Here is a 24,849-nt window from a genome sequence, read left to right on the forward strand (position 1 = left end):
GCTCAGTCCCTCTTTCCGCGGAGGTTTCGCTTCTCCCGTCGCGCGCCCGGAACCGTGCGGCCCACGATCACGGTGCGTCGGGGCGCCTTGGCGGGTGCGTCGTCCTTGCGGCCGCCGAGGGCCCGGCGCACGCCGTAGCCGAAGGCCGCGACCTTGACCAGGGGGCCGCCGAAGGTGGAGGCGACGGTGGTCGACAGCGCGGAGGCGTTCGACGTGACCTCCTGGACGTCGGAGGCGATCGCGTCGACCCGGTCGATCTGGGTCTGCGCGGAGCGCACCGCCGTGGAGGCCTCTGCCAGGAGCGGGACGGCCTGGTCGGTCACGTCCGCGACGAGCTTGGTGGTCGCCTTGAGCGTCTGGGCCAGCCTCGCCAGCGCGACGGCGAGGAAGGAGACCAGGATCGCCCAGAACACGGCCACCAGGATCCCGGCAACCTCTCCACCGGACACTGTGTGCACCCGCTCCCTGAAACGTGCCTCTACATCGGTCTACATCGAAAAAGTCGTGCACCGAGCCTATCGCGCCGGGGGTGCCGCTCTGCACCGGATTACCGCCCGCGCGCAGCCGAGTTGCCGGAAGTCCATCCGTGAACATGCGAAAGCCCGCCGCCTCGCCCGCCCAAAAGGGCGGGGAGACGACGGGCTCAGGCGCAGAAGTCCTACGGCCGCTGAAGGATCAACGGGCGTAGTACTCGACGACGAGCTGCTCGTCGCAGATCACCGGGATCTCCTTGCGGTTCGGCTCACGGTCCAGGCGGAACGCCAGGGCCTTGAGGTTCACCTGGAGGTAGCGCGGGGTCTCGCCCTCGGGGGCGAAGCCGCCCTCACGGGCGATGGAGAAGAGGGTCTTCTCGCGGCTGCGCTCGCGGACCATCACGACGTCGTCGGGACGGACGCGGAACGACGGCTTGTCGACCTTCTGGCCGTTGACCTCGATGTGGCCGTGCACGACCATCTGACGGGCCTGGTAGATGGTGCGGGCGATGCCCGAACGCAGGACCAGGGCGTCGAGACGGCGCTCGAGCTCGATGATCAGGGCCTCACCGGTCTTGCCCTGAACCTTGGAGGCACGCTCGTAGGCGCGGACGAGCTGACGCTCGGACACGTCGTACTGCGCACGCAGACGCTGCTTCTCGAGCAGACGGACCTTGTAGTCCGAGTTCTGCTTGCGGCCACGGCCGTGCTCACCCGGCGGGTAGGGACGGGCCTCGAAGTACTTGACGGCCTTCGGGGTCAGCGCGATGCCGAGGGCACGCGACTTCTTGACCTTGGGGCGGGACTGGTTCGCCACAATCTCTCATTTCTCAGTGTTCGGCTCGTCAGGGTTGAGGGAGGTCGCATCCGCAGCCGGGGAAACCCTCCGGGTCCGTTACCGGGCCTGGTGGGCAGCCGCTCCCTGGTCTGGGCACATACGTGCAGCACGCGAGTGGCCCACCGACCGTTCCCGTCGTGCGACGAGTGGTGGTGGGCTGCCCGCGACACCAATCGAACGGTGCGCGACGCTCCTGGAGCCGGTCCGAAGACCGGATCTCCGGCTGACCGTCCCGTTCTGACTGCACGGGACACAGCACTTCGAGGGATTCTACAGGGCGCTCAGGACCGCCTGCGACCGAGGTGCTTCCTGGTCCACTCCACGGCGTCGGCGTACCGCGCCTCGGCGCCGTGCCGGGTGGGCTCGTAGTACTCGCGGTCCTTGATGGCGTCCGGGGCGTACTGCTGGGCGGCGATGCCCTCGGCCAGGTCGTGCGGATACACGTACCCCTGCGCGTGCCCGAGCTTGGCGGCGCCCTTGTAGTGCCCGTCGCGCAGGTGGGGCGGGACCGGGCCGGCCAGTCCCTTGCGTACGTCGTCCAGGGCGGCGCCGATCGCGGTGGTCGCCGAGTTGGACTTGGGGGCGAGGGCGAGGGCGATGGTGGCGTGGCTGAGGGTGAGGGCAGCCTCGGGGAAGCCGATCATGGCGACGGCCTGGGCGGCGGCGACGGCGATCGGCAGGGCGTTCGGGTCGGCGAGGCCGATGTCCTCGCTGGCGGAGATCATCAGGCGGCGGGCGATGAAGCGCGGGTCCTCGCCGGCCTCGATCATGCGGGCCAGGTAGTGGAGCGCCGCGTCGACATCCGATCCCCGGATGGACTTGATCAGGGCGCTGGCCACGTCGTAGTGCTGGTCGCCGTCGCGGTCGTACTTCACGGCGGCCCGGTCGACCGTCTCCTCCAGCGTGGTGAGGGCGATCTCCGTCTCGCCCTTGTCGAGGGCGGCACCGGCGGCGGCCTCCAGGGCGGTCAGGGCGCGGCGGGCGTCGCCGCCGGCGATGCGCAGGAGGTGGGCCTCGGTGTCCTCGGGGAGGGAGACGGCGTCCTTGAGACCGCGCTCGTCGCTCAGCGCACGCTTCAGGAGGCCGCGGATGTCGTCGTCGGTGAGGGGTTCGAGGGTGAGGAGGAGGGAGCGGGACAGCAGGGGGGAGATGATCGAGAAGTACGGGTTCTCGGTGGTCGCCGCGATGAGGGTCACCCAGCGGTTCTCGACGGCCGGGAGAAGGGAGTCCTGCTGGGCCTTGCTGAAGCGGTGGATCTCGTCGAGGAAGAGGACGGTCTCCTTGCCGAAGCCGCCGGTGGCGCGGCGGGCGCCGTCGATGACCGCGCGGACCTCCTTCACCCCGGCGGTGATGGCGGACAGCTCGACGAAGCGCTTGTTGGTGGCCTTGGAGACGACGTACGCCAGGGTCGTCTTGCCGGTACCGGGTGGGCCCCAGAGGATCACCGAGGAGGGCCCGGCGGGGCCGCCGCCGGATTCGCCGACGAGTCGGCGCAGCGGCGAGCCCGGCTTCAGCAGGTGCTGCTGGCCCACCACCTCGTCCAGGGTGCGCGGGCGCATGCGCACCGCCAGGGGACTGCCGGCGGGGTCCTTCTCCTGGCGTTCTTCTGCGGCGGCGGTGAACAGGTCGGGCTCCACGCTGAAACCCTAATTCACCGCACTGACAATCCCGCCGGGCCCCGGAGAAGGCCCGGCTGGGCCGGCCCTCAGCTGGTCCAGAAGTCCCACCAGCGGGTCAGGATCAGCATGCCGATGATTCCGATGTGCAGGACGGGCATGACCCAGGTGAACTCGCCGAAGAAGCTCTTCAGCCAGTTCGGCGCGGGCAGGAAGCCGTTGCGGATGTTGAACGACGTCACGTACCAGAACATGATGATCGTCGCTACCCAGGCCAGCGAGCACCACAGGCACAGCGCGTTGATCCGGTAGAGCGACTGGAACATCAGCCAGGCGCAGAAGCCCACGCCGAAGAGGGTGCCGGCGTTGAAGGTGAGCCAGTACCAGCGCGGGAAGCGGGCGCGGCCGAGCAGGCTCATGCCGACGCAGATGACGATGCCGTAGGCGACCAGGCCGAGCATCGGGTTGGGGAACCCGAAGGCGGCGGCCTGCTTGCTCTCCATGACACTGCCGCAGGAGACGACGGGGTTCAGGCTGCAGCCCGGGGTGAACGTCTTGCCCTCGACCTTGGCCTCGAGAAGCTTGAACTTGTCGATCGTGATGACCCACGCGGCAAGCAGTCCCGCCGCGCCGGTGATCACCAGCATCAGGGCGAACGCACGGCTGCCGCCCGCCGACCGAGGCACCGCCTCGGCACGCTCCGGCTCGGGCTCGGTGGAGACGTCTTTGACTGTCGTCTTGCTCATCACGCCGATTCCGTCACTTGAGACTTGGAGTTTCTCCGGACACGGCACATTGTGCCGCACACGCACGCGGGCCCACCGTTCGCTGGGCATAAGGAAAGGCGCGCGATCGTGTATGGGCGTTCGGTTCAGGACACCGACGGGAACGGCAAAGGGCGGGGACCCGAACCGGTCCCCGCCCTTTCGGAATTCAGCCCAGCCGGGCTTCCAGCTCGGCCACGATCTCGTTGACGCCGATCGCCGCCTGCTCACCGGACTCCATGTCCTTGAGCTGTACGACGCCCTCGGCGAGGTCGCGTTCGCCGGCGACGATCGTGTAGCGGGCGCCGCTGCGGTTGGCGTTCTTCATGGCGCCCTTGAGGCCCTTGGCGCCGTAGGAGAAGTCCGCCGCGATGCCGAGCTTGCGCAGCTCGGTGACCTTGGCGAACAGGATGCGCCGGGCCTCCTCACCGAGCGGCACCGCGAACACGCTGGTGGACGACGGGAGTTGGAGCTCCACGCCCTCCGCCTCCAGGGCGAGGACGGTGCGGTCCACGCCCAGGGCCCAGCCGACGGACGGCAGCGCGGGGCCGCCGATCATCTCGGACAGGCCGTCGTAGCGTCCGCCGCCGCCCACCGCGGACTGGGAGCCCAGACCGTCGTGGACGAACTCGAAGGTCGTACGCGTGTAGTAGTCCAGGCCGCGCACCAGCTTCGGGTCGTCCTCGAAGGAGACGCCCGCGGCGGTGATCAGTTCACGGACCTCCTCGTGGTACGCCTTGCAGGCGTCGCAGAGGTAGTCGCGCAGGAGCGGCGCGTCCCCGAGCTGCTTCTGGACCGACTCGCGCTTGTCGTCCAGGACGCGGAGCGGGTTGATCTCCGCGCGACGACGCGTGTCCTCGTCGATGTCCAGGCCGCGCAGGAAGTCCTGCAGCGCCGCTCGGTACACCGGGCGGCACTCCTTGTCGCCCAGGCTGTTGAGCAGGATGCGGAAGTTGCTGAGGCCGAGCGAGCGGTAGGCCTGGTCGGCCAGGATGATCAGCTCGGCGTCCAGCGCCGGGTCCTCGGCGCCGATCGCCTCGGCGCCGACCTGGGAGAAGTGCCGGTAACGGCCCTTCTGGGGGCGCTCGTAGCGGTAGTACGAGCCCGAGTACCAGAGCTTGACCGGGAGGTTGCCCGCCTTGTGCAGGTTGGCCTCCAGCGCCGCCCGCAGGACCGATGCCGTGCCTTCGGGGCGCAGGGCCAGCTTGTCGCCGCCCTTGGTCTCGAAGGCGTACATCTCCTTGGTCACGATGTCGGTGGACTCACCGACACCACGCGCGAACAGCTCGACGCTCTCGAAGCCGGGCGTCTCGATGTAGCCGTAGCCGGAGTTGCGCAGGGGAGCCGCGATCGCCTCACGGACCGCCAGGTACTTGGCGGAGTCCGGCGGGATCAGGTCGTACGTGCCCTTGGGGGCCTTGAAGGTGCTCACGGAAGGTCTCGTCACATTCCTCGTCGGGGAGCGTCGGCGCTCCCGAGGCCGGCGGCCACCTGCCGCAGATACGGGTTGGTGGCGCGCTCCTGGCCGATGGTCGTCTGGGGGCCGTGGCCGGACAGCACCACGGTCGAGTCGTCGAGCGGCAGGCACACGCGGGCCAGCGAGTCGAGCATCTCGGCCATGTCACCGCCGGGCAGGTCGGTGCGTCCGATGGAGCCGGCGAACAGCAGGTCGCCCGAGAAGAAGATCGGCGGGATGTCCGCCGCCTCGGGCAGGCCGAAGGTCACCGACCCCTTGGTATGGCCCGGCGCGTGCGCGACGGTCAGCTCCAGGCCGGCCAGCTCCAGCTTCGCGCCGTCGGTCAGCTCCTTGACGTCGTCCGGCTCCCCGATGGTCAGCTCGCCCATCAGCTGCATCCCGATGGAGCGGCCGAGGGCCTTCTCGGGGTCGCTCATCATGTACCGGTCCTCGGGGTGGATCCAGGCCGGTACGTCGTGCGCACCGCACACCGGGACGACCGAGGCCACGTGGTCGAGGTGGCCGTGGGTGAGGACGACGGCGACGGGCTTGAGCCGATGCTTCTTCAGTGCTTCCTCGACTCCGGGGGCCGCTTCGTGGCCCGGGTCGATGATCACGCACTCCTCACCGGCGGCGGGGGCGACGAGATAACAGTTCGTCCCCCAGGCCCCGGCGGGGAACCCGGCAATGAGCACGATCGTCCTTACGTTTGTGTCGACACAGGTGGTTTGTCGGCAGGCTCCGCCTGTCGTCAGAGCCTACCGGCGCTGCCGATTCCTCAGCGAACCCATATACGGTACGGGGCACACGCGGGCGATCGGCTCAATGGACGCACGCGTACCGGTCGACACACACGACGCATGAGGAGAGAACCCGGTGGTCAGCCAGGAACAGCGGCGGCGTCAGCTCGCCCGGGAGAAGTTCTTGCGGCAGCAGGAGCGGCGCACGTCCGCCCGGCGCAAGGCGCGCATGCGCAACTCGGTGATCGCGTCAGCGCTCGGGGTTGTCGTCATCGGCAGCCTCGCGCTGTACACGACCGGGGTACTCAAGGGCGACGACAGCAAGGAGAACGCGGGCGCGGAGGTCACGCCGAGCGCGACTCCCAAGGCCACGGACCCGTGCGAGAAGCCCGCCGCGGGCAAGGTCAAGACGGCGACCTGGAAGAAGGAGCCGGAGCTGACCGTCGACAAGTCGGCGAAGTACACGATGAAGCTGGCGACGACGTGCGGTGACATAGACATCGCGCTGAAGGCCTCGGCCGCGCCGCACACCGTGAACTCGTTCGACTTCCTCGCCGGCAAGGGCTACTTCGACCACTCCAAGTGCCACCGGCTCACCACCGAGGGCATCTACGTGCTCCAGTGCGGCGACCCGACGGGCACCGGCACCGGCGGTCCCGGGTACACGATCCCGGACGAGAACCTGAAGGACAAAAGCCTGAAGGACAACATCTACCCGGCGGGCACCGTCGCGATGGCGAACACCGGGCAGAAGCACTCCGGCGGCAGCCAGTTCTTCCTCGTGTACCAGGACAGTCAGCTTCCGCCGAGCTACACACCGTTCGGTACCGTTTCCGAATCCGGCATGAAGGTACTCAAGAAGATTGCCGACGCCGGCGCGCAGCCCGCGGACCCGACGACCCAGAACACCGCACCCAACGCGACGGTGGTCATCAACAAGGCGACGGTCACCAAATCCTGACCGCCAGCTGCGTAATTTCGGTCGCGCGGGATGCGGACAGGCAACCCGCCGGTCGCCTATGTTGGCCGTGACGAAACTGTGGACGATGCCCGGGGGAACACAAGCCCCTCGCAGGCATCATGTGGAGGAGGCGCTGTGAGCAGCGACCCGTGGGGCCGCGTCGACGAGACGGGGACCGTGTACGTGCGTACGGCCGACGGCGAGCAGGTCGTCGGATCCTGGCAGGCCGGCTCCCCTGAGGAGGCGTTGGCCTACTTCGAGCGCAAGTACGAGGGCCTGGTTGTCGAGATCGGCCTCCTCGAGAAGCGGGTGAAGACCACCGACCTGTCGGCGAAGGACGCGCAGACCGCGATCGACCACATCCGTGAGCAGGTCGACGCGCACCACGCGGTCGGCGACCTGGCCGCCCTGCGGACCCGCCTGGACAAGCTGGTCGAGACCGTCGACAAGCGCCGCGAGGAGCGCAAGCAGCAGCGGGCGAAGCAGTCCGACGAGGCCCGGCACGCCAAGGAGGCGCTGGTCACCGAGGCGGAGGAGCTGGCCCAGTCCGACCAGTGGCGGGCCGCCGGTGAGCGGCTGCGGGCCCTGGTGGACACCTGGAAGGGCCTGCCGCGGCTCGACCGCAAGTCGGACGACGAGCTGTGGCACCGCTTCTCGCACGCCCGGTCGGCGTTCTCCAAGCGCCGCAAGGCGCACTTCGCGCAGCTGGACGCGCAGCGCGAGGAGGCCCGCAAGACCAAGGAGCGGCTGGTCGGCGAGGCCGAGGCGCTGTCAGGTTCGACCGACTGGGGTCCGACGGCTGCCCGTTACCGCGAGCTGATGTCGGAGTGGAAGGCCGCCGGCCGCGCCCAGCGCGAGCACGAGGACGACCTGTGGAACCGCTTCCGCGGCGCCCAGGACATCTTCTTCGCGGCCCGCAGCTCGGTGTTCGCCGAGCGGGACGCCGAGCAGACCGAGAACCTGAAGCTGAAGGAGGAGCTGGCCGAGGAGGCCGAGAAGCTCCTGCCGATCGGTGACCTGAAGGGCACGCGTGCCGCCTTCCGCTCGATCAACGAGCGCTGGGAGGCCATCGGCCATGTGCCGCGCGACGCCCGCCCCAAGGTCGAGGGCCGGATGCACGCCGTCGAGCGGGCCATCCAGGAGGCCGAGGAGACCGAGTGGCGCCGGACCAACCCGGAGGCACGCGCGCGTGCTGAGGGTCTGACCGGTCAGCTCCAGGCCGCCGTGGACAAGCTGAAGGGCCAGATCGAGCAGGCGCGTGCCCAGGGCAACAACGCCAAGGCCGACAAGCTCGAGCGTGAGCTGGAGGGCCGCCAGGCGCTCCTGGACCAGGCGCTCAAGGGTCTGCAGGAGTTCGGCGGCTAAGGGCAGCTGGCGAGCCGGCGAATGCCGTTACGACGAGAAGGGCCCCGTACATCGCGTACGGGGCCCTTCTCGTCGTACTCCTGCAGATGACTACGCCCGGCTGCGCGCCGACGTCACCCGGTACACGTCGTACACGCCCTCCACTCCCCTGACCGCCTTCAGGACGTGCCCGAGGTGCTTCGGGTCGCCCATCTCGAAGGTGAAGCGGGAGGTGGCGACGCGGTCGCGGGAGGTCTGGACGGCCGCGGAGAGGATGTTGACGTGCTGGTCGGAAAGGACGCGGGTGACGTCCGAGAGGAGCCGGGAGCGGTCCAGGGCCTCGACCTGGATGGCGACCAGGAAGACCGAGGACTGGGTGGGCGCCCACTCGACTTCGAGGATGCGCTCGGGCTCGCGGGACAGTGACTCCACGTTCACACAGTCGCTGCGGTGAACCGATACACCACTACCGCGCGTGACGAAGCCGATGATCGGATCGCCGGGTACCGGCGTACAGCAGCGGGCCAGCTTGACCCACACGTCCTCGACGCCCTTGACGATGACGCCGGGGTCGGCGCTGGAGCGGCGCTTGCGGCTTCGACCGCGGGTCGGCGGGACCGACTCGTCGATCTCCTCGGTGGCGGCCTCCTCGCCGCCGAGCGCCTGGACGAGCTTCTGTACGACGTTCTGGGCGGAGACATGGCCCTCGCCGATCGCCGCGTACAGCGCGGAGATGTCCGGGTAGCGCATCTCGTGCGCGAGCGTGACCAGCGAGTCGCCGGTCAGGATGCGCTGGATCGGCAGGTTCTGCTTGCGCATCGCGCGGACGATGGCGTCCTTGCCCTGCTCGATCGCCTCGTCGCGGCGCTCCTTGGAGAACCAGGCGCGGATCTTGTTGCGGGCGCGCGGCGACTTGACGAAACCCAGCCAGTCGCGGGAGGGACCCGCGCCGGCTGCCTTGGAGGTGAAGACCTCCACCAAGTCGCCGTTGTCCAGGGTGGATTCGAGGGGTACGAGCCTGCCGTTGACCCGCGCTCCTATGGTGCGGTGGCCGACCTCGGTGTGGACCGCGTAGGCGAAGTCGACCGGAGTGGCCCCCGCCGGGAGCGCTATGACGTCGCCCTTGGGGGTGAAGACGAAGACCTCGTTGCGGGACAGGTCGAAGCGCAGGGACTCCAGGAACTCGCCCGGGTCCTCGGTCTCCTTCTGCCAGTCCAGCAGCTGGCGCAGCCACGCCATGTCGTTGAGGTGGTCGTCCTTGCCCTTGCCGGACGACTTGGGGGCATCGGTGCGGACCTTGGAGGCGCCGGCGACGGCCTCCTGCTTGTACTTCCAGTGCGCGGCGATGCCGTACTCGGCACGGCGGTGCATGTCGAACGTGCGGATCTGGAGCTCGACGGGCTTGCCGTTGGGCCCGATGACTGTCGTGTGCAGCGACTGGTACATGTTGAACTTGGGCATCGCGATGTAGTCCTTGAACCGGCCCGGGACCGGGTTCCATCGCGCGTGCACGGTGCCGAGGGCGGCGTAACAGTCGCGGACCGTGTCGACCAGTACGCGGATGCCCACCAGGTCGTAGATCTCCGCGAAGTCGCGACCGCGGACGATCATCTTCTGGTAGACGCTGTAGTAGTGCTTCGGGCGGCCGGTGACGGTCGCCTTGATGCGGGCGGCGCGCAGGTCCTGCTGGACCTCGTCGGTCACTATGGCCAGATACTCGTCACGCTTCGGTGCCCGCTCGGCCACCAGCCGTACGATCTCGTCGTACATCTTGGGGTAGAGGATCGCGAAGGCGAGGTCCTCCAGTTCCCACTTGATGGTGTTCATGCCGAGGCGGTGGGCGAGGGGCGCGTAGATCTCGAGGGTCTCGCGCGCCTTCTTCTCCTGCTTCTCGCGCTTGAGGTAGCGCATGGTGCGCATGTTGTGCAGGCGGTCGGCGAGCTTGATGACCAGGACGCGCGGGTCCTTGGCCATGGCGACGACCATCTTGCGCACGGTCTCGGCCTGCGCGGCCTCGCCGAACTTGACCTTGTCGAGCTTGGTGACGCCGTCGACGAGGAGGGCGACGGAGTCGCCGAAGTCGCGGCGGAGCTGGTCGAGGCCGTACTCGGTGTCCTCGACGGTGTCGTGCAGCAGGCCCGCCATCAAGGTGGCCGGATCCATGCCCAGCTCGGCGAGGATGGTGGTGACCGCGAGCGGGTGCGTGATGTACGGGTCGCCGCTCTTGCGCTTCTGGCCGCGGTGCCAGCGCTCGGCGACCTGGTAGGCCTTCTCGATCTGCCGGAGCGTGGCCGTCTCGATCTTCGGGTCGTTGCTGCGCACTATCCGCAGCAACGGCTCCAGGACCGGGTTGTACGGGTTGGAGCGCTGGACTCCGAGGCGGGCGAGGCGGGCGCGGACGCGGTTGGAGGAGCCGGTGCGGGCGGGCTGTCCGGTGTTCGGGCGGACTGCCGGTGCGGGGCGCTCGGGTGGGGCGGGCTTGGGTCGCGACTGGTCGGCCGACTTGTCGACGGGCGCGGACTGGGCATGCTCGACCGTCCCGCGGCTGTCGTTCTTCGCGTGCGACGCGTTCGGCGCGGGTTTCGCCGCGGGCGCCGAGGCGGACTCGGGCTTTGCGGCGGTCAGGTGCTGGGCCTCGTCTGGCAAGAGGGCTCCTCGTGCGCGATCCGGGTCCCCCGGTCAGGCTCCGGACCCCCATGGTAGCGATCCTGCGCCCCAGGATCGCCTTCAGCCCGATGTGAGGGCCGTCTACCGGAGAAACGCGAGGGACTGCCGCAAGATTCCGCCGGAGACCTCGCCCCGGTGTCCGGCGGGTGACGCCCGCCCTACGTCCGCCTGTCACACGGCTCTCGTACGCCTCCTGCGGGCGGCCTTTGCGCGGCTCGGGACGCAGGATTCGAGCCATCGCGCGCCCAATCGCGCCTCCATCCCCCGCCCGGCGGCGCTCCAGGGCGAAGGGCGTGCGCGCATCGCGGCTGCCCGGCGCATGGCCTTCTCGCACACGCCTGACGTATGACCCCCTCCCGTGCGCCCGGCGTGCGCCTCCGTCGCACGCGGCCACGCGGCCCGCGTCTGTGGTCTCGCCGCATACGGCCACCACCGGCAAGACCTGTCGTGGGCACAAGCCCCTCGACACACGCATGCCGCGCGTCTGTGTGCACAGACGCGCGGCATGTTCTGCGATGCGATGCGATGCGTGCTCACGGCTTGCGCGCGAGCACCTGGCTCAGACCAGCAGCAGCGACTCCAGCGGGGCCCCCGCCAGGGACGGTTCCAGACGGGCCCGGCCGCCGAGGAAGCCCAGTTCCATCAGCACGGCCAGGCCGGCCACGTCGGCACCGGCCCTGCGGATCAGCTGGATCGAGGCCTCCGCGGTGCCGCCCGTCGCCAGGACGTCGTCGATGACCAGGACGCGGTCGCCCGCGGTCAGGTCCTCGGCGTGCACCTCGATCTCGGCGGAGCCGTACTCCAGGTCGTACGCCTGGCTGAGCGTCGCCCCGGGGAGCTTGCCCGCCTTGCGCACCGGGATGAAACCGATGCCCGCGCGGACGGCGACCGGGGCGCCGAGGATGAAGCCTCGGGCCTCGAGGCCGACGATCTTCGTGGCGTCGGTGTTCGCGGCGATCTCGGCCAGTGCGTCGGTGAGCGCCGTGAACGCCGCCGGGTCCGCCAGGAGCGGGGTGATGTCCTTGAACATCACGCCCGGCTCCGGGTAGTCCGCCACGTCACGGATGCGGCTGAGCAGCAGCTCCTTGATGTCGGTCATCGACGCTTCCCCGAGGGTCGGCCGCGGCCCCGGCTACGGGACACGGGCTGGTCGCGCGGACCGACGACCGCGGGGGCGGCGTCCTCGCGGTCGTCGTCGAGCGGCTCGTCGGCGGCCGAGGCGTTCGGGGCCTCGCCCTGTGCGGCGGCCTGGGCCCGCTTGGCGAGCACGCGCTTCTTCAGGGCCTTCATCTGCGGCTCGCGCTCCTTGAGGTCGGCGACGAGCGGCGTGGCGATGAAGATCGAGGAGTACGCACCGGCGGCGAGACCGACGAACAGCGACAGCGAGATGTCGTTGAGCATGCCGGCACCGAGGAAACCGCCACCGATGAACAGCAGGCCCGCCACCGGCAGCAGAGCGACCACCGTGGTGTTGACGGAGCGGACCAGGGTGCTGTTGATCGAGCGGTTGGCGATGTCGCTGTAGGTCCAGCGGGTCTGCTTGGTGATGTCCTTCGTCTGCTCCTTGAGGCTGTCGAAGACGACGACCGTGTCGTAGAGCGAGTAACCGAGGATCGTCAGCAGACCGATCACCGTGCCGGGTGTGACCTCGAAGCCGACGAGGGCGTAGATGCCGACCGTGATGGTGATGTCGTGGATCAGCGCGACGAACGCGGCGAGTGCCATGCGCCACTCGAACGCGATCGCCAGATAGATCACCACCAGGACCAGGAAGATCCCGAGGCCCTGCCAGGCCTTGTTGGCGATCTGCTCACCCCAGCTGGGGCCGACGAGCTCGCCGGTGACGTCCTTCTCGGCGACGCCCAGGTCCTTGGCCAGCTCCGCGGAGACGTTGTCGGCCTTGTTGGTGTCGATGCCCGCGACCTGGATGCGCAGGCTGCCGTTGCCGAGCTTCTGGACGATGGCGTCGTGGCCGGACGCCTCCTCCGCGTACTTCTCCGCCTGGGAGACCGAGGCGGCGGTCTTCGCCGGGGTGGTGAAGACCGCTCCGCCCTGGAACTCGATGCCCATGTTCAGGCCGCGCACCGCCAGGCCGACGATGGCCGTGATGGTGATCAGGATGGAGATGCCGTACCAGATCTTGCGGTTGCCGACGAAGTCGTAGCCGACCTCGCCACGGTGCAGTCGGGCGCCGAGGTTGCCGAGCTTCGACATCTCACGCCTCCTTCGTCTCGACGGGGGCGGAGGGACGGCGCGTGCGGCGCAGCGGCGGACGGGCACCCAGTCGCTTGGGATCGAGGCCGGACCAGCTGTGGCCGCTGCCGAAGAACTTGCTGCGGGCCAGGAGCGTCAGCAACGGCTTGGTGAACAGGAACACCACGACCACGTCGAGCAGCGTGGTCAGGCCGAGCGTGAACGCGAAGCCCTGGACCTTGCCGACGGTGACGATGAAGAGCACCGCGGCAGCGAGGAACGACACGAAGTCGGAGACCAGGATGGTGCGCCGGGCGCGCGGCCAGGCCCGCTCGACGGCGGGGCGCAGCGTGCGGCCCTCGCGGATCTCGTCGCGGACGCGTTCGAAGTACACGATGAACGAGTCCGCTGTGATGCCGATGGCGACGATGGCGCCACAGACGGCCGGGAGGTTCAGCGCGAAGCCGATGGCCGGGCCGAGCAGGGCCATGATCACGTAGGTGAGGGCGGCCGAGACCAGCAGCGAGGCGACGGCGACGAGCGCGAGGCCCCGGTAGTAGACCACCAGGTAGAGGACGACCAGGGCGAGACCGATCGCGCCGGCGATCAGACCGGCGTGCAGCTGCTCGCCACCGAGCGCGGCGGTCACCGTGGTGACGCTGTCCTCCTTGAAGCTCAGCGGCAGGGCGCCGTACGACAGCATGTTGGCGAGGGCCTGGGAGGACTCCTGGGTGAAGTTGCCGGAGATCTCCGCGTTGCCGCCGGTCAGGGCCTGGTTGACGGACGGGTCGGAGACGACCTCGCCGTCCAGGACGATGGCGAACTGGTTCTGCGGCGGCTGGTTCTTGGCCAGCTTGCCGGTGATGTCGCCGAACTTCTTGCGGCCGTCGGACGTGAAGTCCATGGTCACGGTCCAGCCGGCGCCGGTCTCCGTGTTAAAGCGGGCCTGGGCCTTCTTCACGTCGGTGCCGTCGACCTCGGCCGGGCCGAGGATGTACTTCTGCCACTGGTCGGACGAGTTCTTGCCGCAGGCCACCGTGGGGTCGGTGGGCTTGGCGCCCTTGCCGGCGTCGGCGCGGGCCTTCTCGTTCACGCAGTTGAGCGCGGCGTACTGCGCCTGAAGTTTGCTCGTGGCGTCGTCGGAGCCGCTGCTGGGGGACGGGGAGGCGCTGGCGGAGGCGTTCGTGGACGGCGTGGCGTCCGCCTTCAGGGCTTCGCTGGCCGCGCGGCCCTGCGTGGTGGAGGTCGCCGTCGGCGTGGCCGAGGGGGAGGACGAGGAGGTCGCCTTGTCGGTCGCCCCGCCCGAGGAGCTCGCGGAGGCGCTCGGCGACGGGCTGGGCGTCGCGGCGGCGCCGGAGAGCTCGGTGGCGAGCACCGGGCGGAAGTACAGCTTCGCGGTGGTGCCGACCTGGGCCCGGGCCTCCTTGGCGTTGGTGCCCTTGGGGATGTTGACGATGATGTTCTTCGTGCCCTGGGTCTGAACCTCGGTCTCCGAGACACCGAGACCATTGACACGGCGGTTCATGATCTCGACCGCGGTGTCCATGTTGGTCTTGTTGATCGCGGATTCCTGGCCCGGCTCGGTGACCGCGCGCAGCGTGATGCTCGTGCCGCCGGCCAGGTCGATGCCGAGACGCGGGGTGGTCTGCCCCGTGGCGAACATCCCCGCGGTGAGCCCCACGATGGCGATCAGGATGAGGGCCAGCGAGCGCCCTGGCTTGCTCTGGGCGCTCGCGTTCCGGCCCTTCTTAGGTGCTGCCACCTTCTCGTACTCCCTCTCGGGCCGCCTCGCGCCAGGTCAGCGGGCGAGCGGCCATGACTGGTGTCGGGATCCCGTGCGAGATCGGCATGTTCCGGGGCGCGCAGGCATGGCCCGCGCGCCCCGGGACACGGCTACTTCGCGTCGGACTCGCCGTCGGTCTTCTTCGGCTCGTCGTCCGTCTTCGCCTCGGCGGCCGGGGCGTCGTCGGACGTCTCCTCGGCCTCGTCCTTCTTGCCGAGGTCGACAGGCTTGTCGTCGGAGGCGGCGGCAGCGTCGGCGGCAGACTCGTCGGTCTCGGTGAGGGAGGAGGCGTCGTCCGGGACGACGTCGGACTTCAGGTCGTGCTCGACGCCGTGCACGATGCGGTTGTACTCGTCGTCGGAGAGGACGGCACCGATCGCGTTCTTGGCGAAGAGGAGCTCAACGCCCGGGCCGGCGTCAAGGAGGACCGTGTCGTCACTGACCTCCTTGACCGTCGCGTACATGCCCCCGATGGTGCGGACGCCGCTGCCGGGCTGCATATGGTTCCGCATGTCGGCCGCCTGCTGCTGCTTCTTCTTGGCCGACCGGGTCATCAGGAACATGGCCCCGATGAGCACGATGAACGGGAGGAGGGTCACGAGACTCACGGGTCGGTACTTCCTTCACACGACCGCGATGGTGAGCGGCCTGATGGTTGGGGGTATGTATGCCGTCGACAAAGGCGGCATCGGCGGAGTCTAAGCGAGTCCGCATGCATGGAACAACGCTCAGCATGGCACCGGGGTTCCTGGTCCGGCCAATGCCCTCGCCGTCACCGCACCATCACGCCCCGAACAGATCCTGTTGTCCGTTTCCCCCCGCTTGTGCCCGAGGCGGTGTGAGGCCGAGATGCGCCCATGCCGCGGGTGTGGCGACACGACCACGCGGAGTGCGGGCGAGCAGGCCCTCCCGTACGAGGAAGGGCTCGGCGACCTCTTCGACGGTCTCGCGCTCCTCCCCCACCGCGACCGCGAGCGTGGACAGGCCGACCGGGCCGCCGCCGAACAGCTTGAGCAAGGCCTCCAGAACACCGCGGTCGAGCCGGTCGAGGCCGCGGGCGTCGACCTCGTAGACGGCCAGGGCGGCTGCCGCGATGTCCCTGGTGATGATCCCGTCGGCCTTGACCTGGGCGTAGTCGCGGACGCGGCGCAGCAGGCGGTTGGCGATGCGGGGCGTGCCGCGGGAGCGGCCGGCGATCTCGGCGGCGCCGTCGGCCTCGATCTCGACGTCGAGCAGGTTGGCCGAGCGGTGGATCACGCGCTCCAGCTCGGTCGGTTCGTAGAACTCCATGTGCGCGGTGAAGCCGAAGCGGTCGCGCAGCGGGGGCGGTAGCAGACCCGCGCGCGTGGTGGCGCCGACCAGGGTGAACGGCGGGAGTTCGAGCGGGATGGCGGTGGCGCCGGGGCCCTTGCCGACGATGACGTCGACGCGGAAGTCCTCCATCGCCATGTAGAGCATCTCCTCGGCGGGCCGGGACATGCGGTGGATCTCGTCGAGGAAGAGGACCTCGCCCTCCTGGAGGGAGGAGAGGATCGCGGCGAGGTCGCCGGCGTGCTGGATGGCGGGCCCGGACGTGATGCGGATGGGGGCGCCCATCTCGGCGGCGATGATCATGGAGAGGGTGGTCTTGCCGAGGCCCGGGGCGCCGGAGAGCAGTACGTGGTCGGCGGTGGCGCCACGCGCGCGTGCGGCCCGCAGGACGAGGTCGAGCTGCTCGCGGACCTTCTCCTGACCGATGAACTCGTCCAGATCCTTGGGTCGCAGCGCGGCCTCGACGGCCTGGTCCTCACGGTCGGCGGACGGACCGACGAGCCGCTCGGCGGCGGGGGTGTCGGTCGTGTCGTCCCAGTTCATGGAGTGTGCCTCGGGGGTCGCGGTGGGTGTCGGAGGAGGGGTCTGGTACGCAGGTTCTGTCGTACGCCGGTGTCGTCGGGGCGGTCGATCAGCGCGCTCTGTTGAGGGTCTGCAGGGCCGCCTTCAGCAACTGGCCGACCTGGGGCGTCCCCGCGGCCGCTTCGGCCTGCGGGGCTACGGCGGACACGGCCTCGTCGGCCTCGCGGGTCGCGTACCCGAGGCCGATCAGGGCGGCGTGCAGCTGATCGCGCCAGCCTTGAGTGACCGGTGTGCCGACGGAGGGCGCGCCGAGCGGTTCGCCCAGGCGGTCCTTCAGTTCCAGGAGCAGTTTCTGGGCGCCCTTCTTGCCGATGCCGGGGACGGCGACGAGTGCCTTCTCGTCGCCGGTGGAGACAGCTCGGCGCAGGGCGTCCGGCGTGTGGACGGCCAGCATGGCCTGGGCGAGGCGTGGGCCGACGCCGCTCGCGGTCTGCAGCAGTTCGAAGATCTGGCGCTCGTCGTCGTCCGGGAAGCCGTAGAGGGTGAGCGAGTCCTCGCGGACGACGAGGGAGGTGGCCAGCTTGGTCTGCTGGCCCATTCGCAGGCCCGAGAGGGTGTTCGGCGTGCACTGGACTGCGATGCCGATCCCGCCCACCTCCACCACCGCGGAGTCGGGGGCGAGTGCGGCGACGGGGCCGCTGACGAACGCGATCATGCGAGACGGCCTTTCGATGAAGCCTTGGCTGAGTGCAGGGCGACGGCCTGCTGGAGTCGGTTCTGCGCGGGTGCGCGCCAGATGTGGCAGATGGCGAGCGCGAGGGCATCGGCGGCGTCGGCCGGCTTGGGCGGTGCGTCGAGCCGGAGCAGGCGGGTGACCATGGCGCCCACCTGTGCCTTGTCGGCTCGGCCGCTGCCGGTGACGGCGGCCTTGACCTCGCTGGGGGTGTGCAGCGCGACGGGGATGCCACGACGGGCGGCGCAGAGCATTGCGACCGCGCTGGCCTGGGCTGTGCCCATCACCGTACGGACGTTGTGCTGGCTGAACACGCGTTCCACGGCGACGAATTCGGGCTGGTGCTCGTCGAGCCAGGCTTCGAGGCCCTGTTCGATGGCGACGAGGCGGTGGCCCAGGTCCGCGTCCGGGGGCGTACGGACGACGCCGACGCCTCGCATCGTCAACGGGCGGCCGGCAACGCCCTCGACGACACCGACACCGCATCGGGTCAGTCCGGGGTCCACACCGAGTACGCGCACCTGACTCCTTCACTTCCCTCGTCTGCGTTTTCAGTTCCCTGTCCGTCCTGCGCAGCCAGGCTATCCGGCGGCACTGACAACGCGACGCCGGCCGGACCGGGTCACAGAGCAAGATCAAAAGGAAGGCAAAGGATCATGACCTGATGCCCCGACAAGACCGGCATGTCAGCAGAAAGCGGAGCGGCGCCGACCATTCTCCTTTGCTTCGCACACTTGATCGCTTATAGCTTCCGGAGCGTCGCGGACGGCAGACCACCGTCCGCGTTGTCGCGAACTGCACGTTCGCGTCGATCACTTGCACAAGAGAATCGGGGATTCCATGCGCAACATTGCGAAGGCTGCTGCCGTGACCGCGTCCGTCCTGCTGGCGGGTGTGGCCGTGGCGACTCCCGCGCAGGCGGCCACCAGGGCGAAGCACGAGGGCCGCAGCGGCTGCTTCAACTACTCGTGGGGCGACGGCGTTTCGACCACCACCGTCTACTACCACAACATCTGCAACCACAAGGCCACCATCAACATCTGGTGGAAGGACGGCGCAGTCGACTACATGAAGGCCGACACCGTCAAGGCCGACGGCAAGGGCAGCATGAAGCACACCGGCGACCTCAAGAGCGTCAGCGGCTGAACGGTCGCCTGACGCAGGGCCACACATGAGAACGGCCCGCCGAAGTCCTCTTCGGCGGGCCGTTCTCATGTCTCTGCTGTCTCTGCCGGAATGCCCGGCGTCAGGCGTCGACCTTCTCCATGATCTCGTCGCTGACGTCGAAGTTGGCGAAGACGTTCTGGACGTCGTCGCTGTCCTCGAGCGCGTCGATCAGCTTGAAGATCTTCTTGGCGCCCTCCTCGTCCAGCTCGACCTGGACGGACGGCACGAAGCTGGAGTCGGCGGAGTCGTAGTCGATGCCGGCCTCCTGGAGGGCGGTACGGACCGCGACCAGGTCGGTGGCCTCGCTGATGACCTCGAAGGACTCACCGAGGTCATTGACCTCCTCGGCGCCCGCGTCCAGGACGGCGGTGAGGACGTCGTCCTCGGTCAGCTCGCCCTTGGGGACGATGACGACGCCCTTGCGGCTGAACATGTACGACACGGAGCCGGGGTCGGCCATGTTCCCGCCGTTGCGGGTCATGGCGACGCGGACGTCGGAGGCGGCGCGGTTGCGGTTGTCGGTGAGGCACTCGATGAGCACCGCGACGCCGTTCGGGCCGTAGCCCTCGTACATGATCGTCTCGTAGTCGGCACCGCCGGCCTCGAGGCCGCCACCGCGCTTGATCGCGGAGTCGATGTTCTTGTTCGGCACCGACTGCTTCTTGGCCTTCTGGACGGCGTCATAGAGCGTCGGGTTGCCGTCGAGGTCGACGCCGCCCATGCGCGCCGCGACCTCGATGTTCTTGATCAGCTTCGCGAAGAGCTTGCCGCGCTTGGCGTCGATCACGGCCTTCTTGTGCTTCGTCGTGGCCCATTTAGAGTGGCCGGACATCTGCCTGTCTCCTTCGCGTAACCCATCTATGAACGAACGCCAGAGATCCTACAAGGACTCCGCTGTCCGGTCCGCGCGCACCATGTCGACGAACAGGCCGTGCACACGGTGGTCGCCGGTCAGTTCGGGGTGGAACGACGTGGCCAGCGCATTGCCCTGGCGGACCGCGACGATGTGGCCGCCGTGCTCGGCGAGGACCTCGGCCTCGGCGCCGACGGACTCGACCCAGGGGGCGCGGATGAAGACGCCCTCCACAGGATCGCCCTCGACGCCGTTCACGTCGACCGCCGCCTCGAAGGACTCGTTCTGTCGGCCGAAGGCGTTGCGGCGCACGATCATGTCGATGCCGCCGACGGTCTCCTGGCCCGAGCGCGGGTCGAGGATCTTGTCGGCGAGCATGATCATGCCGGCGCAGGTGCCGTAGACGGGCATACCGCCCTGCACGCGCGCGCGGAGCGGCTCCATCACGCCGAACAGGACGGCCAGCTTGGAGATGGTCGTGGACTCGCCGCCGGGGATGACGAGGCCGTCGACCTCGGCGAGCTCTTCGGGGCGCCGCACCGGCCTGGCCACGGCGTCGGCCGCGGCCAGGGCGATGAGGTGCTCCCGTACGTCGCCCTGGAGGGCCAGGACGCCTATGACGGGTGCGTCAGTCATGTACGTGCAGTCCTTGGAGGGTGCTTACCAGCCGCGGTTGGCGTAGCGCTCGGTCTCGGGGAGGGTGTCGCAGTTGATGCCGACCATGGCCTCGCCGAGGTTGCGGGACGCGTCCGCGATGATCTTCGGGTCGTCGTAGAAGGTGGTCGCCTTGACGATGGCGGCGGCGCGCTTGGCCGGGTCGCCGGACTTGAAGATGCCGGAGCCGACGAAGACGCCCTCGGCGCCGAGCTGGCGCATCAGCGCGGCGTCGGCGGGGGTGGCGACACCGCCGGCGGAGAACAGCACCACCGGGAGCTTGCCGAGCTCGGAGACTTCCTTGACCAGCTCGTACGGGGCGCGCAGTTCCTTGGCGGCGGCGTACAGCTCGTTGTTGTCGAAGCCGCGCAGCTTGGCGATCTCGTTCTTGATCTGGCGCAGGTGGCGGACGGCCTCGACGACGTTGCCGGTGCCGGCCTCGCCCTTGGAGCGGATCATGGCCGCGCCCTCGGCGATGCGGCGCAGGGCCTCGCCCAGGTTGGTGGCGCCACAGACGAAGGGGGTCGTGAAGGCCCACTTGTCGGAGTGGTTGACCTCGTCGGCCGGGGTGAGGACCTCGGACTCGTCGATGTAGTCGACGCCGAGGGACTGCAGGACCTGGGCCTCGACGAAGTGGCCGATGCGGGACTTGGCCATGACCGGGATCGAGACGGCGTCGATGATGCCCTCGATCATGTCCGGGTCGGACATCCGGGCCACTCCGCCGTCCTTGCGGATGTCGGCGGGGACCCGCTCCAGGGCCATGACGGCGACGGCGCCCGCGTCCTCGGCGATCTTCGCCTGCTCCGGCGTGACGACGTCCATGATCACGCCGCCCTTGAGCTGCTCGGCCATGCCGCGCTTCACGCGCGCGGTGCCGGTCTCGGGAGCCTGGTTTGCGGAAGTGGACACGGGTGACCTCACTCGGTGAAAAAGGGGTTACTGCAAGCACCGAGGAAACGGGAGTGGACCAGGCCACAGCAAGGGCCAATGGGAAGCCGGTGGATCCTTTTCCGGCCCGTTGGCACGAATGCGCTGGTCAGGCGGCCCTGTCGACCAACGCCACGGGCGGCTCGTCGTCCATCTCGAAGGCCAAGGGGAACGGGGCGTGGCCCGCCAGGCGGAACCAGCGGACCTTCCTGTGCCGGCGCAGCGCCCGGGCCGCCCGTACGGCGTCGTTGTGGAAGCGGCGGGCCATCGGTACCCGGCGGACCGCCTCGGTCAGCTCGCGGGCCGCCTCCTCTCCCCCGGGCGCCTCCCGCACCGCCTGCACCTGCTGGGTCTCGGCGAACACGGCCCGCAGCGCCTGGCTCAGGTCGCTCTCGGCGACCTCCCGCTGCTCCTCCTCGGCCTGCCGGGCGGCGTGGGCGGCCTCGTACAGGACGATCGACGCGGCCGGATCCAGCACGCCGGAGGTGGCCAGTTCCTGGGCGACCGAGGCGCGGCGCAGCAGCTGTGCGTCGAGGGCGGCGCGGGCCGCGTCGATTCTGGCGTGCAGCCGGTCGAGGCGGCCCGCGGTCCAGCTCAGGTAGAGGCCGATCGCGACGAGGGCTACGAGGATCCAGATCAGAGTTGCGGTCACGGGCCGCAGACTAGCTCCGCGGGGTGAGCCGGGTTCTCCTCGGGGCGTCGGTGTCGGGTCGGGGCGTCGGTGTTGCCGTCACTGGGGGCTGCCGCCCCCAGACCCCCGCTTCGGCCCTGAACGGGCCTCGTCCTCAAACGCCGGACGGGCTGAATTGCCTGGACCGGCGCCGAGCACAAACCGTCGGCGCGCGCTCGCCCTCAGTCCCGCGCCAACCCCAACCGAGCCCGCAGACCGCTTCCGCTGCCCCCGGCCCGTTCGTCCGCCGCCACCGCAGCCACCGCAGCCGCCCCCGCCGTCACCGTCTCGTACACCGACAGGATGTCCGCCCCGACGGTGGACCAGTCGAAGCGGCGGACATGCTCGCTGCCCCGCTCCCGCAGCTCGGCCAGGCGGGCCGGATCCTCCATGAGGCGTACCGCTGCCTCGGCCAGGGCGTCCGCGTCCTCGTTGGTGAAGAGTTCGCCCGCCGCGCCCTGGTCGAGGACCTGGGCGAAGGCGTCCAGGTCCGAGGCGAGGACCGGGGCGCCGGCCGACATTGCCTCGACCAGGATGATCCCGAAGCTCTCGCCGCCGGTGTTGGGCGCGACGTAGAGGTCGACGCTGCGCAGCAATCGGGCCTTGTCCTCGTCGCTGATCATCCCGAGGAACTCGACGCGGGAGCGGAGCTCCTTGGGCAGCGACTCGACCGCCTCCTCCTCATCACCCCGGCCCGCCACCAGGAGCCTGGTCTGCGGGCGGGCCGCGAGGATCTTCGGCAGGGCCCTCATCAGCACCGGCAGGCCCTTGCGGGGCTCGTCGATACGGCCGATGAAGCCGATCGTGCCGCCCTGCCACTCGGGGTTGGGCTCGGCCTTGGCGAAGAAGTCGACGTCGACGCCGTTGGGGATCACCACCGCGTCGCCGCCCAGATGTTCCACCAGCGTGCGGCGGGCGTACTCGCTCACCGCGATCCGGGCGCTGATCTTCTCCAGGGCCGCCTGGAGGATCGAGTACGCGGCGATCATCGCCTTGGACCGGGGGTTGGAGGTGTGGAACGTGGCGACCATCGGGCCCTGAGCCGCCCAGCAGGTCAGCAGGCCGAGGGACGGTGAGGCCGGCTCGTGGATGTGGACCACGTCGAACTCGCCGTCGTGCAGCCAGCGGCGTACGCGGGCCGCCGAGAGGAAGCCGAAGTTCAGGCGGGCGACCGAGCCGTTGTACGGGACCGGCACGGCGCGGCCCGCCGAGACCACGTACGGCGGGAGCGGGGTGTCGTCGTCGGCCGGGGCCAGGACGGACACCTCGTGGCCGAGCCGGATGAAGTACTCGGCGAGGTCGCGGATGTGGAACTGGACGCCGCCCGGCACGTCCCAGGAGTACGGGCAGACGATCCCGATCTTCACGGACGTTCCCCGTCCCGGGCGTCGGACGGTCGTGGTTCCAGGTCGGCGAGCCACAAGCGCTGGAGCATGTGCCAGTCCTCCGGATGTTCGGCGATCCCCGTGGCGAAGGCATCGGCCAGCGCCTGTGTCATGACAGACGTCTTCTCGGCCCGGGTACCTGTCCCGGGCACCTCGATCGGAGGATGCACCCGCCCCTGCATGACCGGTGAGTCGTCGTACCAGAGCGTGACGGGGAGCAGCAGCGCCCCGGTCTGCTGGGCCAGCAACGCCGGTCCGGCGGGCATGCGTGCCGTGTCGCCGAAGAACTCGACCTCGACGCCGGACGCCGACAGGTCGCGGTCGGCGACCAGGCAGACCAGACCGCCGTCGCGCAGCCTGCGGGCCAGCGTGCCGAAGGCGGTGCCGCCGCTGTGCGGCAGGACCTCCATGCCGAGGCCCTCGCGGTAGGCGACGAAGCGGTCGTAGAGCGTCTCGGGCTTGAGGCGTTCGGCGACCGTGGTGAACGGCGTCTCGAGCTTCGTGGTGACCCACGCGCCCGCGAGGTCCCAGTTGGCCAGGTGCGGCAGGGCGAGAACGACGCCGTTGCCGGCGTCCAGGCCGTCGGTCAGGTAGTGGACGTCCTTGACGTCGAAGCCGCCCTTGACGCGCTCGGCGCTCCAGGCGGGCAGCCGGAAGGACTCCATCCAGTAGCGCAGGTACGACCGCATGCCCGCGCGGGAGAGCTCGGCGAGGCGCTCCGGGGTCGCGTCGGGCACCACGCGCGCGTAGTTGCTCTCCAGCCGCTGCACGCCCTTGCCCCGCTGCTTCCAGGTGAGGTCGGCGATGGTGCGGCCGAGCCGTACGGCGACCGGCTCGGGGAGCTTCTTGACGGTGCCCCAGCCGAGGCCGTACAGCGCGTCCGTGAGCCGATCCTGGGCACTCACTTGGCTGCCTCGCTCCCTTGAGAGGCGTTCCGCTGAGAGGCGTTCTGCGGCTTCTCCTGCGCTGTCTCCGCCGCTGCCCCCGCCTCCGCCTCCGCGGACTCGCGGCGGACCGTGACGACCCGCTGGATCAGCGTGACGAGGCTGCCTACGGCGACGATCCACAGGGCGACGGGCAGCAGGTACTGGATGCCGGGTACCCCGAACTTGTGCAGGCCCGCCAAACCGGCCGCTACCAGGGAGATCACCAGGCGCTCGGCCCGCTCGACGAGACCGTTGACCGCGACCGGCAGGCCGATCGATTCGCCACGTGCCTTGGTGTACGACACCACCTGGCCGCTGGCCAGGCAGAAGATCGAGACGGCGCACAGGACGAGGTCGTTGCCCCCACCGGCGTACCAGAGGATGAAGCCGCCGAAGATCGCGCCGTCGGCCACCCGGTCGAGCGTGGAGTCCAGGAAGGCGCCCCAGCGGCTGGAGCGGCCGAGCTGGCGGGCCATGTTTCCGTCGACGAGGTCGGAGAACACGAAGAGCGTGATCACGACCGTGCCCCAGAAGAACTCGCCCATGGGGTAGAAGACCAGCGCGCCCGCGACCACACCGGCGGTGCCGATGAGCGTGACAGTGTCGGGGCTGACGCCCCGCCGGATCAGAAACGCGGCGAACGGTGTGAGGACACGCGTGAAGAATGCACGCGCGTACTTGTTCAGCATGGCCTTCCCGAGGGTCGGTGTGGCGCCGTGCGGCCCTTGCTGGCCACCGGCTGGCCCATCGTAGCCACGCGCGCGTGCGGGCGACCGCCGGGCACTCGTACACAGGTCTGGCGGCCCGGCCCGCCGGTGCGCGGGGGCGCGATCGCGTCCGCCGTATGGACGCACCGTGAAGGC

Annotated in this window: 24 protein-coding genes; 3 read left to right on the top strand and 21 right to left on the bottom strand. The window is 69.5% G+C overall.

Translation table 11 applies throughout. The features are described from left to right. Positions 1–2: 2 nt before the first annotated feature. From EHO50_RS00670 to EHO50_RS00695, 6 genes are all read right to left on the bottom strand, one after another. Entirely contained in the window at positions 3–449 is a 447-nt protein-coding gene (locus EHO50_RS00670; protein ID WP_128428907.1) for a DUF948 domain-containing protein, read from the bottom strand. Positions 450–675: 226 nt separating this feature from the next. After that, positions 676–1,290 carry a 30S ribosomal protein S4 gene (gene rpsD, locus EHO50_RS00675; protein WP_015661793.1) on the bottom strand — a complete coding sequence of 205 codons (615 nt, stop codon included), beginning with the start codon at positions 1,288–1,290 and terminating at the stop codon, positions 676–678. A 302-nt stretch (positions 1,291–1,592) separates the two neighbouring features. Continuing rightward, entirely contained in the window at positions 1,593–2,948 is a 1,356-nt protein-coding gene (locus EHO50_RS00680; protein ID WP_128427801.1) for a replication-associated recombination protein A, read from the bottom strand. A gap of 68 nt (positions 2,949–3,016) precedes the next feature. After that, positions 3,017–3,673 carry a vitamin K epoxide reductase family protein gene (locus tag EHO50_RS00685; protein ID WP_128427804.1) on the bottom strand — a complete coding sequence of 219 codons (657 nt, stop codon included), beginning with the start codon at positions 3,671–3,673 and terminating at the stop codon, positions 3,017–3,019. Positions 3,674–3,860: 187 nt separating this feature from the next. Next, the gene (hisS, locus tag EHO50_RS00690; protein ID WP_128427806.1) at positions 3,861–5,123 is read right to left on the bottom strand and encodes a histidine--tRNA ligase; all 1,263 of its coding nucleotides are present in this window, start codon (positions 5,121–5,123) and stop codon (positions 3,861–3,863) included. Positions 5,124–5,134: 11 nt separating this feature from the next. Further along, a complete protein-coding gene (locus EHO50_RS00695) occupies positions 5,135–5,842 on the bottom strand; it encodes an MBL fold metallo-hydrolase (RefSeq protein ID WP_128427809.1) in 708 nt (235 codons plus the stop codon). A 181-nt stretch (positions 5,843–6,023) separates the two neighbouring features. On the opposite strand from EHO50_RS00695, the gene EHO50_RS00700 reads away from it, so the two are divergent. Continuing rightward, on the top strand, positions 6,024–6,848 hold the full coding sequence (locus EHO50_RS00700; RefSeq protein ID WP_128427812.1) for a peptidylprolyl isomerase: 825 nt from the start codon (positions 6,024–6,026) through the stop codon (positions 6,846–6,848). Between the two features lie 135 nt (positions 6,849–6,983). Then, positions 6,984–8,213, top strand: a complete 1,230-nt coding sequence (locus EHO50_RS00705) for a DUF349 domain-containing protein (protein ID WP_128427814.1) — start codon at positions 6,984–6,986, stop codon at positions 8,211–8,213. Between the two features lie 90 nt (positions 8,214–8,303). Here EHO50_RS00705 and relA read toward each other — a convergent pair whose 3' ends face one another. The 8 genes from relA to ruvC form a co-directional block, all read right to left on the bottom strand. Then, the gene (relA, locus tag EHO50_RS00710) at positions 8,304–10,838 is read right to left on the bottom strand and encodes a GTP pyrophosphokinase (protein ID WP_128427816.1); all 2,535 of its coding nucleotides are present in this window, start codon (positions 10,836–10,838) and stop codon (positions 8,304–8,306) included. A gap of 580 nt (positions 10,839–11,418) precedes the next feature. After that, the gene (locus EHO50_RS00720) at positions 11,419–11,958 is read right to left on the bottom strand and encodes an adenine phosphoribosyltransferase (RefSeq protein ID WP_128427819.1); all 540 of its coding nucleotides are present in this window, start codon (positions 11,956–11,958) and stop codon (positions 11,419–11,421) included. Further along, positions 11,955–13,073: a protein translocase subunit SecF gene (gene secF, locus EHO50_RS00725; protein WP_128427821.1), complete on the bottom strand. Its 1,119-nt coding sequence runs from the start codon at positions 13,071–13,073 to the stop codon at positions 11,955–11,957. Before secF ends, EHO50_RS00720 begins: the two co-directional genes overlap by 4 nt. A 1-nt stretch (position 13,074) precedes the next feature. Beyond that, complete coding sequence (gene secD, locus EHO50_RS00730; protein ID WP_128427824.1) at positions 13,075–14,814, bottom strand: protein translocase subunit SecD; 1,740 nt, start codon at positions 14,812–14,814, stop codon at positions 13,075–13,077. A 131-nt stretch (positions 14,815–14,945) separates the two neighbouring features. Next, a complete protein-coding gene (yajC, locus tag EHO50_RS00735; protein WP_128427826.1) occupies positions 14,946–15,443 on the bottom strand; it encodes a preprotein translocase subunit YajC in 498 nt (165 codons plus the stop codon). A gap of 175 nt (positions 15,444–15,618) precedes the next feature. Next, on the bottom strand, positions 15,619–16,689 hold the full coding sequence (gene ruvB, locus EHO50_RS00740; protein WP_128427828.1) for a Holliday junction branch migration DNA helicase RuvB: 1,071 nt from the start codon (positions 16,687–16,689) through the stop codon (positions 15,619–15,621). 88 nt (positions 16,690–16,777) lie between these two features. Further along, positions 16,778–17,383: a Holliday junction branch migration protein RuvA gene (gene ruvA, locus EHO50_RS00745; RefSeq protein ID WP_128427829.1), complete on the bottom strand. Its 606-nt coding sequence runs from the start codon at positions 17,381–17,383 to the stop codon at positions 16,778–16,780. After that, on the bottom strand, positions 17,380–17,922 hold the full coding sequence (gene ruvC / locus EHO50_RS00750; protein WP_128427830.1) for a crossover junction endodeoxyribonuclease RuvC: 543 nt from the start codon (positions 17,920–17,922) through the stop codon (positions 17,380–17,382). The genes ruvA and ruvC overlap by 4 nt, the downstream gene beginning before the upstream one ends. A 319-nt stretch (positions 17,923–18,241) precedes the next feature. Between ruvC and EHO50_RS00755 the strand changes: the two genes are divergently transcribed. After that, a complete protein-coding gene (locus EHO50_RS00755) occupies positions 18,242–18,547 on the top strand; it encodes a hypothetical protein (protein ID WP_128427831.1) in 306 nt (101 codons plus the stop codon). Positions 18,548–18,647: 100 nt separating this feature from the next. Here EHO50_RS00755 and EHO50_RS00760 read toward each other — a convergent pair whose 3' ends face one another. The 7 genes from EHO50_RS00760 to pgsA all read right to left on the bottom strand — a co-directional run bounded on the left by EHO50_RS00760 (position 18,648) and on the right by pgsA (position 24,675). Continuing rightward, a complete protein-coding gene (locus EHO50_RS00760; protein WP_128427832.1) occupies positions 18,648–19,400 on the bottom strand; it encodes a YebC/PmpR family DNA-binding transcriptional regulator in 753 nt (250 codons plus the stop codon). A gap of 48 nt (positions 19,401–19,448) precedes the next feature. Then, positions 19,449–20,057: a pyridoxal 5'-phosphate synthase glutaminase subunit PdxT gene (pdxT, locus tag EHO50_RS00765; RefSeq protein ID WP_128427833.1), complete on the bottom strand. Its 609-nt coding sequence runs from the start codon at positions 20,055–20,057 to the stop codon at positions 19,449–19,451. Between the two features lie 24 nt (positions 20,058–20,081). Continuing rightward, entirely contained in the window at positions 20,082–20,987 is a 906-nt protein-coding gene (gene pdxS / locus EHO50_RS00770) for a pyridoxal 5'-phosphate synthase lyase subunit PdxS (protein WP_128427834.1), read from the bottom strand. Between the two features lie 127 nt (positions 20,988–21,114). Continuing rightward, entirely contained in the window at positions 21,115–21,657 is a 543-nt protein-coding gene (locus EHO50_RS00775; RefSeq protein ID WP_128427835.1) for a LemA family protein, read from the bottom strand. Positions 21,658–21,857: 200 nt separating this feature from the next. Continuing rightward, positions 21,858–23,042 (bottom strand): glycosyltransferase family 4 protein, encoded by a 1,185-nt coding sequence (locus EHO50_RS00785; RefSeq protein WP_128427837.1) that lies wholly within the window; start codon positions 23,040–23,042, stop codon positions 21,858–21,860. After that, complete coding sequence (locus EHO50_RS00790) at positions 23,039–23,965, bottom strand: phosphatidylinositol mannoside acyltransferase (protein ID WP_128427838.1); 927 nt, start codon at positions 23,963–23,965, stop codon at positions 23,039–23,041. Before EHO50_RS00790 ends, EHO50_RS00785 begins: the two co-directional genes overlap by 4 nt. Further along, positions 23,962–24,675, bottom strand: a complete 714-nt coding sequence (gene pgsA / locus EHO50_RS00795; RefSeq protein ID WP_128427839.1) for a phosphatidylinositol phosphate synthase — start codon at positions 24,673–24,675, stop codon at positions 23,962–23,964. Before pgsA ends, EHO50_RS00790 begins: the two co-directional genes overlap by 4 nt. Positions 24,676–24,849 lie beyond the last annotated feature (174 nt).

Origin of the sequence: Streptomyces cyaneus (assembly GCF_004028635.1) — a bacterium.
Taxonomy (GTDB): Bacteria; Actinomycetota; Actinomycetes; order Streptomycetales; family Streptomycetaceae; genus Streptomyces; species Streptomyces cyaneus.

Coding starts and splice junctions, on each gene's coding strand:
- EHO50_RS00685 (WP_128427804.1), bottom strand. CDS start 3,673: ATGAGCAAGACGACAGTCAAAGACGTCTCCACCGAGCCCGAGCCGGAG.
- EHO50_RS00720 (WP_128427819.1), bottom strand. CDS start 11,958: ATGACCGACATCAAGGAGCTGCTGCTCAGCCGCATCCGTGACGTGGCG.
- secF (WP_128427821.1), bottom strand. CDS start 13,073: ATGTCGAAGCTCGGCAACCTCGGCGCCCGACTGCACCGTGGCGAGGTC.
- ruvB (WP_128427828.1), bottom strand. CDS start 16,689: ATGAACTGGGACGACACGACCGACACCCCCGCCGCCGAGCGGCTCGTC.
- ruvA (WP_128427829.1), bottom strand. CDS start 17,383: ATGATCGCGTTCGTCAGCGGCCCCGTCGCCGCACTCGCCCCCGACTCC.
- EHO50_RS00755 (WP_128427831.1), top strand. CDS start 18,242: ATGCGCAACATTGCGAAGGCTGCTGCCGTGACCGCGTCCGTCCTGCTG.
- EHO50_RS00760 (WP_128427832.1), bottom strand. CDS start 19,400: ATGTCCGGCCACTCTAAATGGGCCACGACGAAGCACAAGAAGGCCGTG.
- pdxT (WP_128427833.1), bottom strand. CDS start 20,057: ATGACTGACGCACCCGTCATAGGCGTCCTGGCCCTCCAGGGCGACGTA.
- pgsA (WP_128427839.1), bottom strand. CDS start 24,675: ATGCTGAACAAGTACGCGCGTGCATTCTTCACGCGTGTCCTCACACCG.